The sequence below is a fragment of the Methanosarcina barkeri MS genome (assembly GCF_000970025.1).
GTDB lineage: Archaea > Halobacteriota > Methanosarcinia > Methanosarcinales > Methanosarcinaceae > Methanosarcina > Methanosarcina barkeri.
Map to the genome: position 1 here is coordinate 3,332,722 of NZ_CP009528.1, position 16,391 is coordinate 3,349,112.

At 38.9% G+C, this 16,391-nt stretch carries 13 protein-coding genes; 5 read left to right on the forward strand and 8 right to left on the reverse strand.

Annotation, left to right across the window (positions count from 1 at the left end):
• Window positions 1–102 precede the first annotated feature (102 nt).
• The 4 genes from MSBRM_RS13390 to pta form a co-directional block, all read right to left on the reverse strand.
• Window positions 103–840: an acetate--CoA ligase family protein gene (locus tag MSBRM_RS13390; RefSeq protein ID WP_141706379.1), complete on the reverse strand. Its 738-nt coding sequence runs from the start codon at window positions 838–840 to the stop codon at window positions 103–105.
• A 182-nt stretch (window positions 841–1,022) separates the two neighbouring features.
• A complete protein-coding gene (locus MSBRM_RS20550; RefSeq protein WP_155400475.1) occupies window positions 1,023–1,187 on the reverse strand; it encodes a hypothetical protein in 165 nt (54 codons plus the stop codon).
• Between the two features lie 82 nt (window positions 1,188–1,269).
• Window positions 1,270–2,496 (reverse strand): acetate kinase, encoded by a 1,227-nt coding sequence (locus MSBRM_RS13395; protein ID WP_048121078.1) that lies wholly within the window; start codon window positions 2,494–2,496, stop codon window positions 1,270–1,272.
• Between the two features lie 121 nt (window positions 2,497–2,617).
• Window positions 2,618–3,619 (reverse strand): phosphate acetyltransferase, encoded by a 1,002-nt coding sequence (gene pta / locus MSBRM_RS13400; RefSeq protein WP_048121082.1) that lies wholly within the window; start codon window positions 3,617–3,619, stop codon window positions 2,618–2,620.
• A gap of 251 nt (window positions 3,620–3,870) precedes the next feature.
• On the opposite strand from pta, the gene MSBRM_RS13405 reads away from it, so the two are divergent.
• From MSBRM_RS13405 to MSBRM_RS13415, 3 genes are all read left to right on the forward strand, one after another.
• Window positions 3,871–4,443: a flavodoxin family protein gene (locus MSBRM_RS13405; RefSeq protein WP_048155978.1), complete on the forward strand. Its 573-nt coding sequence runs from the start codon at window positions 3,871–3,873 to the stop codon at window positions 4,441–4,443.
• A 262-nt stretch (window positions 4,444–4,705) separates the two neighbouring features.
• Window positions 4,706–6,487, forward strand: a complete 1,782-nt coding sequence (locus MSBRM_RS13410; RefSeq protein WP_048157092.1) for a chloride channel protein — start codon at window positions 4,706–4,708, stop codon at window positions 6,485–6,487.
• 135 nt (window positions 6,488–6,622) lie between these two features.
• A complete protein-coding gene (locus MSBRM_RS13415; RefSeq protein WP_230668883.1) occupies window positions 6,623–10,228 on the forward strand; it encodes a HEAT repeat domain-containing protein in 3,606 nt (1,201 codons plus the stop codon).
• 349 nt (window positions 10,229–10,577) lie between these two features.
• On the opposite strand, the gene MSBRM_RS13420 is transcribed toward MSBRM_RS13415, so the two are convergent.
• The gene (locus MSBRM_RS13420; protein WP_048155981.1) at window positions 10,578–11,183 is read right to left on the reverse strand and encodes a hypothetical protein; all 606 of its coding nucleotides are present in this window, start codon (window positions 11,181–11,183) and stop codon (window positions 10,578–10,580) included.
• Complete coding sequence (locus MSBRM_RS13425; protein ID WP_048155982.1) at window positions 11,180–11,431, reverse strand: hypothetical protein; 252 nt, start codon at window positions 11,429–11,431, stop codon at window positions 11,180–11,182. Before MSBRM_RS13425 ends, MSBRM_RS13420 begins: the two co-directional genes overlap by 4 nt.
• A gap of 1,099 nt (window positions 11,432–12,530) precedes the next feature.
• On the opposite strand from MSBRM_RS13425, the gene MSBRM_RS13430 reads away from it, so the two are divergent.
• Complete coding sequence (locus MSBRM_RS13430; RefSeq protein WP_141706320.1) at window positions 12,531–13,595, forward strand: hypothetical protein; 1,065 nt, start codon at window positions 12,531–12,533, stop codon at window positions 13,593–13,595.
• Window positions 13,596–13,806: 211 nt separating this feature from the next.
• Here the strand turns inward: MSBRM_RS13430 and MSBRM_RS13435 are convergent, their stop codons facing one another.
• Both MSBRM_RS13435 and MSBRM_RS13440 read right to left on the reverse strand, forming a co-directional pair.
• The gene (locus MSBRM_RS13435; protein WP_048155988.1) at window positions 13,807–14,175 is read right to left on the reverse strand and encodes a cupin domain-containing protein; all 369 of its coding nucleotides are present in this window, start codon (window positions 14,173–14,175) and stop codon (window positions 13,807–13,809) included.
• A gap of 1,330 nt (window positions 14,176–15,505) precedes the next feature.
• A complete protein-coding gene (locus tag MSBRM_RS13440; RefSeq protein ID WP_048155991.1) occupies window positions 15,506–15,781 on the reverse strand; it encodes a cupin domain-containing protein in 276 nt (91 codons plus the stop codon).
• Between the two features lie 183 nt (window positions 15,782–15,964).
• Between MSBRM_RS13440 and MSBRM_RS13445 the strand changes: the two genes are divergently transcribed.
• Window positions 15,965–16,321: a hypothetical protein gene (locus MSBRM_RS13445; RefSeq protein ID WP_048155993.1), complete on the forward strand. Its 357-nt coding sequence runs from the start codon at window positions 15,965–15,967 to the stop codon at window positions 16,319–16,321.
• Window positions 16,322–16,391: the final 70 nt, after the last annotated feature.

The window sequence follows — 16,391 nt, forward strand, 5'->3', positions numbered from 1 at the left end:
ATTTTCAAAAAAGGCTTGACCGAAAAACCAAGCAACGAACTGGTCGGCATGATCAACAGGCACAACGGTTGAGGATCAACGATTGTGCTTGAAGCAAAAAAATCACATGTCCCTCTTCAGTATCAACCTCAAATCCACAGCAAGTACGCCTTTTCCCTTTTCAAAAACCATCATGGGGTTTATCTCGAATTCTTCTATCTCCGGAAAATCGCAAACAAGCCTCGAAACCCTGAGAATTGTGTATACAAGCGCGTCAATATCAGAAGGTTTTTCCCACCGGACTCCAGCAAGTAATGGATAGGTTTTGATTCCTGCAATCATTTCTCTGGCTTCTCTTTCGTCAACAGGAGCTATCGCAAACTGGATATCTTTGAGAATTTCTACATAAGTTCCACCAAGCCCGAACATCAGCATAGGCCCAAATGTGGGATCATGAACCATCCCAAGAATTACCTCTTTGCCACCCGAGAGCATGGGCTGAAGCTGTACGCCTTCAAGGTATGCATCCGGCAGTTTCTTTTTGATACCGTCCATCATGTCCTGATAAGCAGCTTTTACCTCAGCAGCATTTTGAAGGGAGAGTTTGATTCCTCCAATATCGTATTTATGAGATATCTGTGGAGAAACGACCTTCATTACAAGAGGATAACCTATCTCTTCTGCTGCGATTATAGCTTCTTCTGCAGTTTTTGCAAACTTGGTCTTTACTACAGGAATGCCATAAGCTTTCAGAATACAAACAGCTTCAAGGCCCAGTATGTGCCGGTTCTTTGCTCTGGCAGCTTCAAAAACCCTTGGCTGCCAATACCCTATCTGGTATGGGTGCGCGAGGGATAATATCCACCTGCTTCATAATAATATGATAGCTTAAGAACAGTTATTCTTTAAGGGTATTCATTTTTTGACAATAGAAACTCCAATTCTCGAAGACTAAAAGTTATTTTTCAAAAAGCAGAAAAAAGCAGAAAAACAAAAATGGTAGAAATTGAATTCATAACATCAAACTATTAACAGCAAATATCTTAATAGAAACTCGTAACAGCAAAATTCGTAACAGTAAAACTCGTAACAGCAAAACTCGTAACAGCAAAACTCGTAACAGCAAAACTCGTAACAGCAAAACTCGTAACAGTAAAACTCGTAACAGCAAAACTCATAATAGTAAAGCAGGTTTCAGCAAAACTCATAACAGCAAAAATGCAGTTTAAGCTTTTACGAGCATACTAAAAGTTAAAAATAGAAAAGGTAAAGGAGACTTCTCCTTTACAATCAAACAGGTACCGAGCTACGTAGTTTAGCTTCGGTCTCAACAATTTCCTTTGTTTCCCTTGCAATGGCAAGTTCTTCATTGGTTGGAATGACAAAAACCCTTACACTTGAATCAGGGGTACTGATGTCAATTTCCTGGCCTCTGATCTTGTTCTTTTCCTCATCGATTTTTATGCCGAGGCCGTCAAGACCAGCAAGGATTCTCTTTCTGATGCTTGCGCTGTTTTCTCCGATACCTGCGGTAAAGACAATCGCATCTGCACCATTGAGCACAGCTAGATACTCACCAATAACCCTCTTAACACTATATGCGAAGATCTCAAGGGCAAGCTCAGCTCTCTCGTTTCCGTGAGAGGCCGCCTCGTCAAGGTCTCTGAAGTCGTTGCTTATCCCGGAAACTCCAAGTACGCCTGACTTCTTATTCATGAGAGTATCAATCTCTCTACTTGACAGTCCTTCTTTATCCATAATGAATGGAACGACTGCCGGGTCAATGGAACCACATCTGGTACCCATTGCAACCCCTTCAAGCGGGGTAAAGCCCATGCTGGTATCAATAGATTTTCCACCTTTCACTGCTGCAATACTTGAACCATTTCCAAGGTGACAGGTGATAATCTTGGTATCTTCTATAGGCTTTCCAAGCATAAGAGCGGCTCTTCCAGCGACATACTTGTGGGAAGTCCCGTGGAACCCGTATTTTCGGACTCCATACTTTTCGTAGAGGTCATATGGCAAAGCATACATGTAGGCATACGCAGGCATGGTTTGATGGAATGCAGTATCAAAAACAATAACCATGGGCGTTCCAGGCATGATCTCTGCACAGGCTGTGATTCCCATCATGTTTGGAGGGTTGTGGAGAGGAGCCAGATCGAAGCAATCTCTAATAGCTTCCTCGACACCTGCATCAAACAAAGCAGATGTTGTGAACTTCTCGCCACCGTGCACAACCCTGTGTCCGACCGCGTTGATTTCACCCATATCTGTGATGACACCAAATTCCGGGTCGGTAAGAGCCTTGACAACTTCTTCAAGGGCTACTCTGTGGGTTGGCAGGTCAACCTGCTTTTCCAGCTTCTTGCCATCAAACCTCTTCTGAGTAATGATCGAGTTATCGATTCCCACCCTTTCGCAAAGACCGACTGCAAGAGGGGACTCATTGATCATATCAATCAACTGATATTTCAGGGATGAGCTTCCTGCGTTTATTACCAATACCTTCATATTTAAACCCCAATTCATAGATTGCTTTTAATTTCCGTTTTATATATACAATAAGGTATTTTATATATGAAAGTCAATAAAAAGCTTTCTAAAATGTTTGTAAATATAGAAACGTTTGAGATTATTTGTCCTGTGCCGCGGCCTGAACGCATGTAATTGCAATAGCACCGACAATGTCTTCGTCGCTGCAGCCTCTGGACAGGTCATTAATTGGCTTGGCAAGTCCCTGAGTAATAGGGCCATAAGCTTCGGCCTTGGCGAGCCTCTGGGCAATCTTGTATGCTATGTTTCCAGCGTTAAGGTCAGGGAAAATAAAGACATTAGCCTTACCTGCAACAGGGCTTCCTGGAGCCTTTGAAGCTGCAACTTTTGGAACAATTGCTGCATCTACCTGGAGTTCACCATCAATTGGAATATCTGGAGCGAGTTCCTGTGCAAGCTTTGTGGAAGCAATTGTTGCCTCGGTCAGTTTGCTGTGTGCGCTTCCCTTGGTGGAATAAGAAAGCATTGCAACATATGGATCATCCTGAACCAGTAGTTCAAATGTTTTTGCAGAAATGACAGCAATGTTTGCAACGTCTTCCACACTGGGCATTTCGACCATACCCGAGTCAGCAAAGAGGAATGTCCCGTCTGACCCATATTCACAGTCCGGTACGGCAATGATGAAAAAAGCAGATGCGAGAGCTGCACCAGGGGCAGTTTTAACAATCTGGACAGCAGGTCTAAGTGTATCAGAGGAAGAGTGAACAGCACCTGAAACTACACCGTCTACTTCATCGAGTTTAGCCGCCATAACGGCGAAGTAAACGTAATCCTTCATAACTTCGGCTGCACTTTCGAGTGTAATACCCTTATGCTTTCTCAGCTCGTAGAAAGCTTGAATGTATTCATCCTTTTTCTCGTAAGTCTCAGGATTTACAATTTTTGCTTTTGAGAGGTCAAGATCTCCTGCGAGCTCCTTAATCTTTGCTTCATCACCAATAAGAACGATATTTGCAACACCTCTTTCGATAGCCTTGGCAGCTGCCTGAAGAGTTCTTATATCGTCAGTTTCAGGTAAAGCAATTGTTTTGTTAAGTTTCTTTGCTCTTTCACTGATCTTTTCTAAAAATGTTACCAATCAACCAACCTCCTATATAATTAGAGTAGTCTAAGTTAGCTGGGTCTTAATATATAAACATACGTAAAATGAATAGAGATATATATAAAAATAATAAATATATAATTAAGACCGCCAACAAAAACTTATATACGAACTTTTTTCCTTGAATTACATAACGATCTGTGATATTTGTGGCAGATGGTATACTTAAAACAATTATTACTGATTATACGTGATAAATAATATAAAAGAATTTCGGAATGATCTAAATGAAGATACTGGGAATTTCAGGCAGTCCACGAAAGGGAAAGAATTGTGAAAAAATGATTTTAACTGCTCTCGAAATAGCAAAAGAAAGAGGTTTTGAAACCGATACCGTTTTTATTTCAAACATGGAGATTGCACCCTGTAAAGTATGCGGAGCTTGTGTGGAGAATGACTCATGTGTAATTGAAGACGATATGGAAGAAGTTTATGAAAAAATGAGATCAGCAGACGGCATAATTGTTGCATCGCCGGTATATATGGGGAATTATCCTGCCCAACTTAAAGCTCTTTTTGATAGAAGTGTCCTGCTTCGCCGCAATAACCTTGCACTTAAAAACAAAGTTGGAGCCGCTCTCTCAGTTGGAGGCTCAAGAAACGGAGGTCAGGAAAAAACCATTCAATCAATCCATGACTGGATGCATATTCACGGTATGATTGTAGTTGGCGATAATTCTCATTTCGGCGGAATAGCCTGGAACCCGGTAGAAGAAGACTCCATCGGTATGCAGACCGTTTCCGAAACTGCAAAAAAACTCTATGAGGTTCTGGAACTTATTCAGAATAACAAAAGATAAGAATCAAATGAAAAGCTGTAAATAGAGAAGGATGAAGATAACGAAGATAAAGAAGGATGAAGATAGCAAAAAAATCGAGGAAAAGAATCTTCGATTTTTGCAGGCTGTACTCTGGGCATACATTGTATAATATAATATTATGATACATTTAAATAAATGCTTGAAATCCTTCGAGTGAAAAATATTCAGGTAGAATAACCTGAAACTTACCTTTTTGTTCAAGAAAAAGGAAGAGATAAAAGGATTTAAGAGGTACGAGTTTTTGGAAGTTAGTCCAGAGCACATATCGGCATTTCACAATGTAAAAAAACATCCCAAGATCACCGAGTATATTACCCGGTTTGATACCGAAACTACCAAGGTCAATTCAATTGCTATTATAATCGGGCTCCTTACAGGGTTCGTGATAGGAGTTTATGACCAGACTCTCCAGTACAGCAATACTTTTCTGGGTATGCAGCAAGGGTCCCCGTTACACGAGTTCCCAAACTATTATGTGTTATTCGTGCCAGCCCTTGGAGGGTTGCTGGTAGGAATAATCTCCCATTTTCTGATGAAAAAGAAGTACGGCGTTGACGGACTTATAGAAACCGTAACCCTCCGTGGAGCAAGGCTTAATCTCAAGGATGTTTTTCTGGAGATTTTTACTTCAATAATCACAATCAGTTCAGGAGGTGCGCTGGGAAAGGAAGCACCTGGAATCCTTGCAGGAGCCGGGACTGGGGCTTTTCTCGGGAAAATCCTGAAGAGCCCTGAAAGGCAGCTTCAGATACTTCTAGGTTGCGGAGCTGCTGGCGGAATTGCGGCTGCATTTAATGCCCCTCTTGCGGGAGTCGTCTTTGTAGTAGAAGTGATTTACGGGGAACTTGAAACCAGGACCTTTATTCCGATAGTTATCTCCTCGGTCTTTGCAACCCTTGTCTCAAGCACACTTTTCGGGGTTAAACCTATAGAAATCCCTTCCTACGAAATGGTAAGTCCCTACAAAGAACTCGGGCTCTACCTTGTGCTCGGGCTTCTTGCAGGGTTTATCTCTACACTACTTATCAGGACGCTTTACCACACAAAAGATATTTTTTCGGAAATTCCTCTCCATCCTGTATTCAAACCTGCCCTGGGAGGGCTCGCAGTAGGTGCAATAGGCCTTTTTTACCCCAGAGTTCTCGGAATGGGATATGATGTAATAACAGACGCACTCAACAACCAGCTTACTTTCAAGCTCCTGCTAATCCTGCTCTTTTTAAAGATCCTCGCTTTTTCCCTGAGTCTAGGCTCTGGAGGCTCAGGAGGAACGATTGTTCCTTCCCTTTTTACAGGTGCAATGCTGGGAGGAGCTTTCTGGACAATCGCAAACTTGTTTTTCCCGGGGATTGTAGCCGAGCAAGGGGCATATGCTATGGTTGGGATGGGTGCGGTCTTTGCCGGAACTGCCAGGGCCCCCCTTACAGCCATCCTGATCCTATTTGAGATTACAAGGGATTATAATATGATTCTTCCTCTCATGTTTGCCTGCGTCCTCAGCAATGTGATGTCAAATGCCCTTTATCCGGAGTCCATTTTCACGGAGGGCCTACGCAGGAGAGGGTTTAAAATCCGAAAAGGCAGAGAAGTGGACATTATGAGCTCCATGCTTGTAAAAGATGCCATGATCACGTATGTCCAGACAGTTTCTGAGGAGAAGAGTGTTGAGACACTGACGGCCCTAATGCAGGTAAGCCGCCACGTAGGCTTTCCAGTCCTTGATTCCAAAGGCAAACTTTCAGGTATAGTAACCCTTTCAGACCTACGGAGCAAAGTAAAGTCAGGAGACGTTGACAAAAAAGTGAAGGATATAGCCACCCGGCGTCTGGAAGTTGCCTACCCTGATGAAACCCTTGACGCGGTCCTCAAACGCTTCGCTTCAAAACAAATAGGCAGGCTTCCAGTTGTGGACAGAGAGGACAAGACCAAACTCCTAGGTCTTATTACCCGAAGCGACATCGTAAATGCATATAACAAGAAAGTCGTGGAAAAAGTTCGGGTACACACCGAAGATACATACTGAAGATGCGTATTGAAGATACACTGAAGATGTGTATTGAAGATACATACTGAAGATGCGTATTGAAGATACACTGAAGATGTGTATTGAAGATATATACTCAAGATGCGTATTGAAGATATATACTCAAGATGCGTATTGAAGATATATACTGAAAGCAGTAAACCTAAAAAAGGTCCCCTGACAAAAGGAATAGAATCTGGAAAGGAAACACCATTTATAGATTGTGGGGGACACATGCCTGAGTCCATAACTGAAAGCAGCTCAAAAGGGAACCTGGGAACATACCTGAAAAACGTAATACTGGAAGATAGGGATAAAGTCTGTAACTACGTAGAATTATCTGCCAGAGAAATACTACCAATCACGCGCAGGCTTTTCGAAGAAAAGGTTTCCCTTGCCTACGACTTCAAGATATCACAAATTGTGGAAAAAGAAAGGCACCTGATAATTTACGGGGAAGCAGGTTCGGGAAAGACAAGCACCCTTAAGTGGCTGAGTAATGTCTATGCTAGGGAACGCCTACTGAAAAAAGAGGGATCTGTTCCAATATATATAGCACTTGATTCCTATGTTAAAGGCTCTTTTTATAATTATTTAAAAATACAGGTAACAAAAAAAGGTATTTCTGAGACGGATTTTAAGAAACTGCTAGAAGGAGAAGGAAAATTACTGCTGTTACTGGACGGGCTTGACCTGCTTATGCCTTCAGAGAATTTCTCTCCTTTTGATGAGATCTCCGACTTTATTTCCGAGTATGAAGCCTGTAGATATGTTATTGCCTCAAGACCCGAACCTTCTGATAGCTTAAAAAGCACATTTGCACTTTCCGAACTTGAAAAATTGACCGATGAAAATATCAGGCTGTTCATAGAAAAGAACGTCACAAATAAAAGACAGGCAAAGCTTTTAAAGGTCAGGAGCCTGGGTGAGACTCAGTCACAGTCGATTCTTCAGAATCCTCTGATGCTTTATCTCTGGCTCAAACTTTCAACTGCGCATATGGGGACAAGAGAAAAAACGGAAGACATCCAGCACTTTACTCTTTTTGACTCTATTCCCTCCAACAGGGCAGAAATCTATCAGGCACTCATTTTGGAACTTTTTAAAGATTACAGGATAAGAGAGGAGTTTTTTAGATCCCAGACCCAGCTGCCTCTAAGAGTAAGCTTTGAGAATACAAATTTGGAGAGAGAACCTGATGGAAAAACAGATTCTCAAGAACCCAGTGCCGAAAGAACAGGCTTTCAGGGGCTAAATACTGGGAAAGTAGATTATCAGGAGCCGAATACCGAAAGAACAGATATTGAAAATGTCCTTATGAACCTGGCCTTCAAACTCCAGTGCAGGAATAAGATTTCATGTAAGTATAGCTATGCCCTTGAAGTGGCAGAAGCATATATGGAATCCAGCAGGTCTGGAAGGATTGCAGAGTGCAGAAAATCTGGAAGGATTACAGAATGCAGAAAATCTGGAAAGATTATAGAGCACAGCAAGTCTGGTAGAGTAAGGGCAGGGAAACTCCTTCAGACCTGCTTAGAGCTCGGACTCCTGATAAGAAAGAGGTCCGAAGTAAGGTTCGGAATAGATCGAACTTTTCAGGAATATTTTGCGGCTTTAAAGCTGAAAACTTACTTTGAAAACGGGATGGACATTTCAAAATCATTAAGGAATCCGAGATGGGAGAATGTGATAATGCTCACCTCGGATTTGCTCGAATCAGAAGAAGAACTTGTAAATTCAATGAGCTCAAGCGGAAACTTATATCTGGCTTCAAAGTGCGCTGTGAGAGCCAGCCCGGAAACAAAAGAAAAACTATGTGCTTTGCTTGCCAGGAAACTTGACAGCAGGTATACTATAGAAAAAGTAAAGGCTGTTCAGAGCCTTGGAAGGCTAGGAACCTGTGGGATCAGGGCCAATACTGGAGCACTTAAGGATAAAGATATCAGGGTAAAAAGAGAAACTGCGAAAGTGCTTGGGGAAACCAGGTCCGAGATGGCACTTATTCCGCTTGAGACTGCAGTTGGGGATGCAGATTATTCTGTGCGGATAGAAGCCGTAAAGTCTCTTGGCTTAATAGGGTCCGAAAGAGCAATAGAACTGCTCAGGGACACATTTAAAGATCATAATCGGGCTGTCCGGCTGGAAGCTGCAAATGCGCTAATGCAGATTGGATCTGAAAAAGCGCTGGAAGTCCTTATTTCCGCACTTGGGGCTAAAGACGATTTTGTCCGGATTGGAGCTGTAGGAGCTCTTGGAAGGATAAACTCCAGACAAGCAGCAGAAGCTCTAATAAAAGCATTTCAGGAAGAAGACAAACTTGTCCGGCTGGGAGCTGCCGAAGCCCTGGGCCGGATGGGATCGGAAAGGGCTGTTGAACCGTTTGTAGATGCCCTTGAAGATAATGATGAATTTGTGCGCTGGATCGCTACAAAAGCGCTTGGAGAAATCAAATCAGACAAAACTTCCGGCACATTCGTCAATATGCTTGGGGATAAAAGCCGTTTCGTCCGAAGAGAAGCTGCAAAAGCCCTCGGGGGAGTAGGGTCCGAAGAAACACTTGACCCCCTTGTTTTTGCACTCTCGGATGAGGACGAGTTTGTAAGAAAGACAGCCGTAGAATCCCTTGGAGAAATAAAGTCTGAGAAAGCTGCTAAAACCCTGATAAATAAACTCCAGGACAACAGCCATTTAGTCCGACTGGAAGCCGCAAAGGCTCTGGGAATGATGAAAGTCAGAAAAGCCATTGCTCCGCTGCTTTTTGCCCTCGGAGATGAAAACCGCTTTGTCAGGAAGGAAGCTGCAAATGCACTAGGACAACTGGAGTGCGAAAAAGTCCTTGACCCCCTTATCAGGATTTTTAAGTCTCAGGACCCTTTCACAAGACAGGGAGCAGTAAGAGCCCTTGGCCAGATAAATCCCTATGGGATTCCTGATTGCATATCAAACCAAATATTTGATTTCATTGATAACGCCCTGAAAGACGAAGATAAACTTGTGCGAAAAGAAACAGCAAAAGCCCTGCAAAGCCTATCTGAAAGCAGGAGCGAAAGAGCGTTTGAATCCCTGATCAGTGCCCTTGATAACGAGGACGATGAAGTCAGGAGGCTTGCAGCCGGGTCCCTGAACCTTTTTGATTGTGAAAAAGCTATCCCTCCGCTGGTCAGTGCCCTCAAGTCCAGAGACGCAACCGTGCGCCGGTTTGCTGCCTACACCCTCGGCCAGATCAAATCAAAAGAAGTCCTCCAGCCCTTGATAGATGTTCTGGTTTTTGATACTGATGGCTTTGTAAAAGAAGAAGCTGCAAAAGCCCTTGGAAAAATAAAATCCAGCCAAGCTATAGAACCTCTTATTGATGCACTGATGGACCAGAAAAATAAAGGAAGATCAGGAGCAGCCGAAGCTCTCGGCCAGATTAAAGCCGAAAACGCAATTGATCACCTTATTGCCGCCCTTACGGATACGGATGATTTTACGCGGTTGGCTGCTGCAAAAGCCCTCGGCAGGATAAAACCTGAAAAGGCCGTCGGACCCCTTATCAACAGCCTTTATGATTGTAACCGCTTCGTAAAAGCCGAAGTAGCCGGAACCCTCAAAAAGATATGTACTGAAGAGGACAGGCCACGTTTGCAGGCTTTACTTGACTCGGAAGACGATTTTACGGCAAATCTCGCTTTTGAGATCCTGGAAAGCATTGAAATGGAGGAAATCTTAAAAACTGAGCTGTTTTTAGATTGGGAATGAATCAGAAAGGCGTAGCAAAGCTGAATGAAGAAAATAAAGAATTTATTTGAACTAGAAAAACGGAAATAAGGAAGTAACAACGGAAAAAAGAAAAAGCAGAAAAAAAATCAAATTGGCGGGGAAAATCTTACTAAATATAACCTGTTGTAACAATATACAAAATTTCATTCATTAGTTTCCGTAACTCTTTACGAGGTTTTTCTGTATGTGATTTCTATGAAGGAAAGGTGATGGTGATGCTCCATGATTTCAATAGAACATCATCGATTTTATGTATCTGTATATATATGCAGATATATATTGCTAAATTTATAATATATAGCGTATATCTATTTTGAGATCGGCTTTTTCATTTTGACTTACTAAATCTACATCTAACTAACTCTTCCCAGCTTCTCCTTGCTCCCAAGCCTAAGTCGACTATTTTAGCTTTAATTTCTTCTGAAGGATTACCTACCAAATTTTTCATACGATGCTCTCCATCGAATGGAGAATAAAAATACTTGTAATCCTCTGCAAGGACTTCTTTGTCACAATGATACCAGTCTTTTGAATAATCTGGAGCAAAATTATCCAGATCTAGTCCTCTCATCCGGTAATAATCTAGTGGCATCCTTTCTTTCCATATATCCTGCTCAAAGTTTTCGATCATATAGCCCAAGGTCCAATGATGCCCAAACTCATGTGCTAACGTTTTCTTCATATCTTCTAGAGTCTTCAGATATGTGGCATTGAGAATTATCACTGCTTTTACATTTCTCTTGTCAAGCCCAACTTCGTCCCATTGAGCAGTCCAATAGCCCTTGTAGCCCGTATCTCCATCCGCCCTTATCTTGACGTATTCAAGCCACGGTGTTTCTACTTGAGTGCAAAGACACTCATCAACAACGAAATTCTTCAGTTCGTGGAACTCCTCTGTTGAAAGTGCACCCGCCTCGTCTACGAGATTGATCATTCAAAATCCTCCTCCCTGGCCGGGCCTGTTGACATAATCACACGTTTGCCCTTTACTTTAGTCTTCTCACTTTTTTCTTCCATTCTCATCCAGACATCTCGAGTGACGCCTGTTACTTTTACTTCTCCCATGGGAGGTTTTGGCATCTCTTTTTGCTCCAGGAGTTTCTCGATATCTGAGACATCTTTTCCGGCTGCTTTTGCATCCTTTTTTATTTTCTCTAGTTCTTCCCTAGTTATTGGTTCCATACCACCAACTCCAATCTTTATATTTTTCTTTTAATTAAAATTCTAGTGTTTTTATACTCACGTTTAGTAGCAATTTGCTATCTTGTCAAAATATTAATATAATGTGATTAAATAATAAAATAATTATATAAAAAGATTAAAGAAAATAAATTCAGAATAATAGGCTCTTTGTTATTTTGAGTGGGTATTTAATAACAACTCCTAATGCGGAAATCGTCTACTGATGCATGATTGGTGTTTTCAGGATAAAATGTCCAACCCGGCTTTTGATTGAGTTTTAATGCTTTTGCAATATTATGGCTCTCAAAACGCCAAAATAACCGGTAAAGAATGATGGCAGACGTTATTTCTATCACGTTGGAATAATAACAACTGAATACAAATGGGTGCTCAAAGGATTAACGAAGAGTATAAAACAATTTCATTTGAACCAGAGAAATAAAAATAAGTACAAAATTAACCCGTGAAACCATATTCGCCATATTTGGTCGTCTTTGTCACGCTCGACGCAGGAGAGCGGCGTTTCCAAAGTAGAGAAATGAATAAAAAAACTATGTATCCCAAATTTAACAGAAGCGTATATTGTATAATGTCTGAACGGGCTTCATGCTTCTGCTTTCTTCATACTATTCAAAGTTTTATCCCGCATCTTATGATTTTTTGACATTTTTTATTTTACCAAAATGTACTGTGTCGATACAACGTGTTTTGTGTAATAAAATACTGTATTGATAGCAGAATCTGTCAAATTAGGGATGTATAGAAGATGAAAATAATAAAAATAACTTTTAAGCACAAAAACGCTAATGATTTTTTTCAAAATAAACCAGTCACTCATATTCAGTTTTTTAAACAGACATTTTTTTTCTGTTCACCCCAGTTGGACTGATTATATTAATTCAAATTTTGATTTTTTACAAATCACTTGTAGATTAAAAAGGCTTATGCCAATTGCAGGTTCATTTCAATTTAATTCAAAAATTCTGCTTGAGAATTTCGTATAGATGTAGTCGAAAATATCATGTAAAAACATAAGCCTTTTTTGTGGTATAAGATATATATTCTAAAAAATAACAATATGTTATATATGATAAACTTTGTGGACTTATCCATACTTATAATACTACTAATTTCTACAACAACTTCAGTTTTTATATTTAAGGCTATACAATACAAAAAATCGTTTTTCCAAATAAATGAAGAACTTTCTAATTCAAAAGTAACAGAAACTTCCAAAATTAAAATGTTGGAGAATCTTCACGATGATTTAGGAAATAAAAATGACGAACAAATTATAATAAATAATTTTTATTTTAAAAATAAAAATGTGTGGTACTGGTATAATATTTTGTTAATAGTAGCCATACCAGCATTAATATACATAGCTGTAAAGTATGTATCGAAAGATATACAAGTTTATATAGTATTTTTCTCGTTAAGTATAATTATATCAGTCTTGTTGATCGGTTATTATTTTGCACGCAAATTATTAGGGAAAGTGTCTATAAAATTAAGGAATATAGTGCAAATAATATTTTCTATAACTATAGAAAATATATATATAACTTTCACCACATTGACAATATTTCTGATACTATTAAACTTGTATCTTTTAGTTTTAACAACCCTAGTAGATAAAAATATAACATTCCAATTATTCAATACGCTGAGTTCTTCCATTAATTCATATCAAATATTAGAATCAACTAGTGATATACAGCTTTCACTTTCTACTCTATTCTTTTCTCTCGCAATAGGAGGTACAGTTATTTTTTCGACAACTCATTATTATTTAAACCAAAGACGTGAAATAGAAAATGAGCTGTCAACGCAAGTTAACAGATACTTAGAATGGCACAAAGAAAACGAATCATTACTATATTTAAACATAGCTGATTCTTTAAAAGGAGATAAAATAAACAAATTTTATGATGCACTAATAGAACTTCGATCTAGTTTGAATGTTTACAATATTAAAGAACGTAAAATCCCTACTCAAAGATATGAGAGATTTATCGGTTTAATTATTATCTCTTACTTTGGAGGTATTTTTGCGATTATTGTTCCTAGTGACTTAATGAACTTTACATTCTTGCTCTTTTGTGGAATAACTTGTGTATACATATGGCTTACATATTTAATTTTTAGGGATACAAGAGCTTAAATTGACAAAAATAGTAGAAGCAGAATTATTTAGAAAAAATTAGATAAAAAACATGAGTTTCATACATTGACTATAGATTTAGTGCCCGTAACGAAATCACCTATGCAACTTAGAATTTATTGTAACTTTGACTGGCTATCTTGATAGTGAAAATCAAAACATTCAATTGGAAATCTGCATAGTTTATTCCGGGACGGGACCTTAGATTTCATTATTGTTCCACCAATTCCGTATCCTCATGAGAATAACTCGGCGCACAGCAGCAGAGAATTTTCAGCAGCGTATTTCCTGTGTTTTGAATTCTGTGCGGAGTACCGGGTGAAATGCAAACAGTATCTCCTTTTTTGACCTCGAATTCTTCAGATCCAAGAATCATTATCCCACTGCCTTCGGTAATGTGATATATTTCTTCGGTAAGGTGGTGTTTGTGAAGAAGAGTTTTTCCGCCAGCTGGCACGGTAGCTTCGGCAAGGCTCTGGTTTGAGTTTCCGTGGACAGAAGGATGCATGAGTTCGCGGATAATTGAACTGTCTTTTGTGATGTAAGGTTCTATTTCTTCGTATCTGGTAAAGATCTGCATTGTGAATTACTGGAAACCGCAATTATAATTATCTTTTCGTTCACAAAAAAACTAGAAAAATTAAACAAAAGACTGACTTTATATGGACACAGCACTAATAAGAAACCGAAATTAGATTTAAATTATTATATTGTAAGAACAAAAATAAGAGATCTTGGAAGATCTCTGAATTATCGTTTCTCATGCAGTTTATAATGACATGATAGCATTACTAAGGCAAGTTCTAAACAAGTCTCAAGAAATGAGAGCATGTTAATATCGGAAAGTGTCAGGTTTTGGACACTTATATTTATAAGTAAGTTTATAATCATGTTTGCCTTTATTTAATGATTATTTCACATAAGTCGTCCAAACCTCATGAAGTGTTATCTGTACACTTGTACCTAAAAACTACCATTTGTCACCTAATATACGCCTTTAAGATGCCATTTAGATGCCTTTGTAGCAATCTTTAAGTAGTATTGTAGTACAATATGAAATGTATACGTTGTATACGACGTAATCATTGTATACATAAACATAATGTGTACACAATAGACTTCATTTAATTTGTGCGTTGAGAGACCTTGTTTGAATCTTGTGGAAGGGGATCAACAAGGTTTCTGGCTAGCTTTTCGTTTAAGTTACTTTTTGGATTTTTATTATTTTATATTATAAAATATCATAACTGTATTTAACTGTTTTTATAAATATAAAAAAGTCACCTGGGACTGTTCATAAAATGTTAGTTTGAGAAGGAAAAATAGTTGCCTTGTACTTAAAATATTTGAAGAAAAAGTACAATTTTGAGATAAATGCCATGAATTTATAATTTTTCAATAAGTTAGGCACAAGGATCTTGATTTTTATATTTTTATTTTGGGCGACAAATTGGATTTTAGAAAATCTTAAAAGTCCATAGAAAGTAAAACATTACTATTTAATGAATTTTAAAGATAACATTGAAATCATTCTCTTAGTTAGTGCAATATTGGTGATAGTGCAACCTTACTATTAACTCACAGACTCTATGATTTATAAATATCTCATTATGTGAATAATATCAGTACGCAGTTCGGATAGTAAAAAGTCCTGCATGCCTTTCACGCACACCATAAAAAGCAGCACTTTATCTTTAAGAAGGAGTTCTGAATCGTGTCTGGCAGGAAAAGATCCCAAAAACCAGCTCAAACTGCTCATAATTATGAGAAGTAAAATCGTTTATGACAAATGAGTGTGGTTCTTCGTTGTTTTGTGTTGATATTCTCATAATGTCCTCATAAAAACCAATGGGTCTTGAATTGAAAATAGTATTATCCATAGAGAATGATTAAGGGTATAAAGTATCATTCTAGATCAATAAGGAATAAGTTAGGCCCTGAAAATTGATCATTGGAGATTTTCCAACCGACGTTTCTTCCCATAACTTGTCAAGAGCTTTGTTATATCCGGGATCTTCGGTCAGGTGGTGTTTGTGAAGAAGGGTTTTTCCGCCGGCTGGTACGGTAGCTTCGGCAAGGCTCTGGTTTGAATTGCCGTGGACTGAAGGATGCATAAGTTCGCGGATAATTGAACCGTCTTTTGTGATGTAAGGTTCTATTTCTTCGTATCTGGTAAAGGGCTGCATTGTAAATTACTGGAAACCGCAATTATAACTATTTTTTCATTCAAGAGACTTTGCACCTAAACTCTCTTATCTGGAACTTTTCTTGAAAAAACCACCCCAGGCTCAAATTATTATATATGTTGTACATTATTAATTAATATTAAGAGAAAATTTGATGAATAATGATACTCGGAGCATAAAAATATGAAAACAAATAAAAAACCAGATGCCAATAGCGAAAAGATAAAAACAAATAAAAAACCAGATGTCAATAGCGAAAAAATGAAAACAAATAAAAAACCAGAGATCAATAGCGAAAATACGAAAACAAATAAAAAACCAGAGATCAATAGCGAAAAGATGAGTAAGGATGCGTTCACATACATTACATGGGTTATTTTAATTATAAGTCCATTATACGCGCTTTATTTTTTATATTCATTAGCTACAGGAGGTTCGATTATTTATAGCACAGTACCTTCAATAATCTTCTTCGTGGCTGGAGTAATTACATTATTTGATATCCTTGCAGTTCAGCAAATAATGAATGTGAAAAATTGAGTTTCTTATCGGATATCATGGATAATAGATTTTCATTTTAATTTTACTATTTTTGAACTCTTGGAATCTG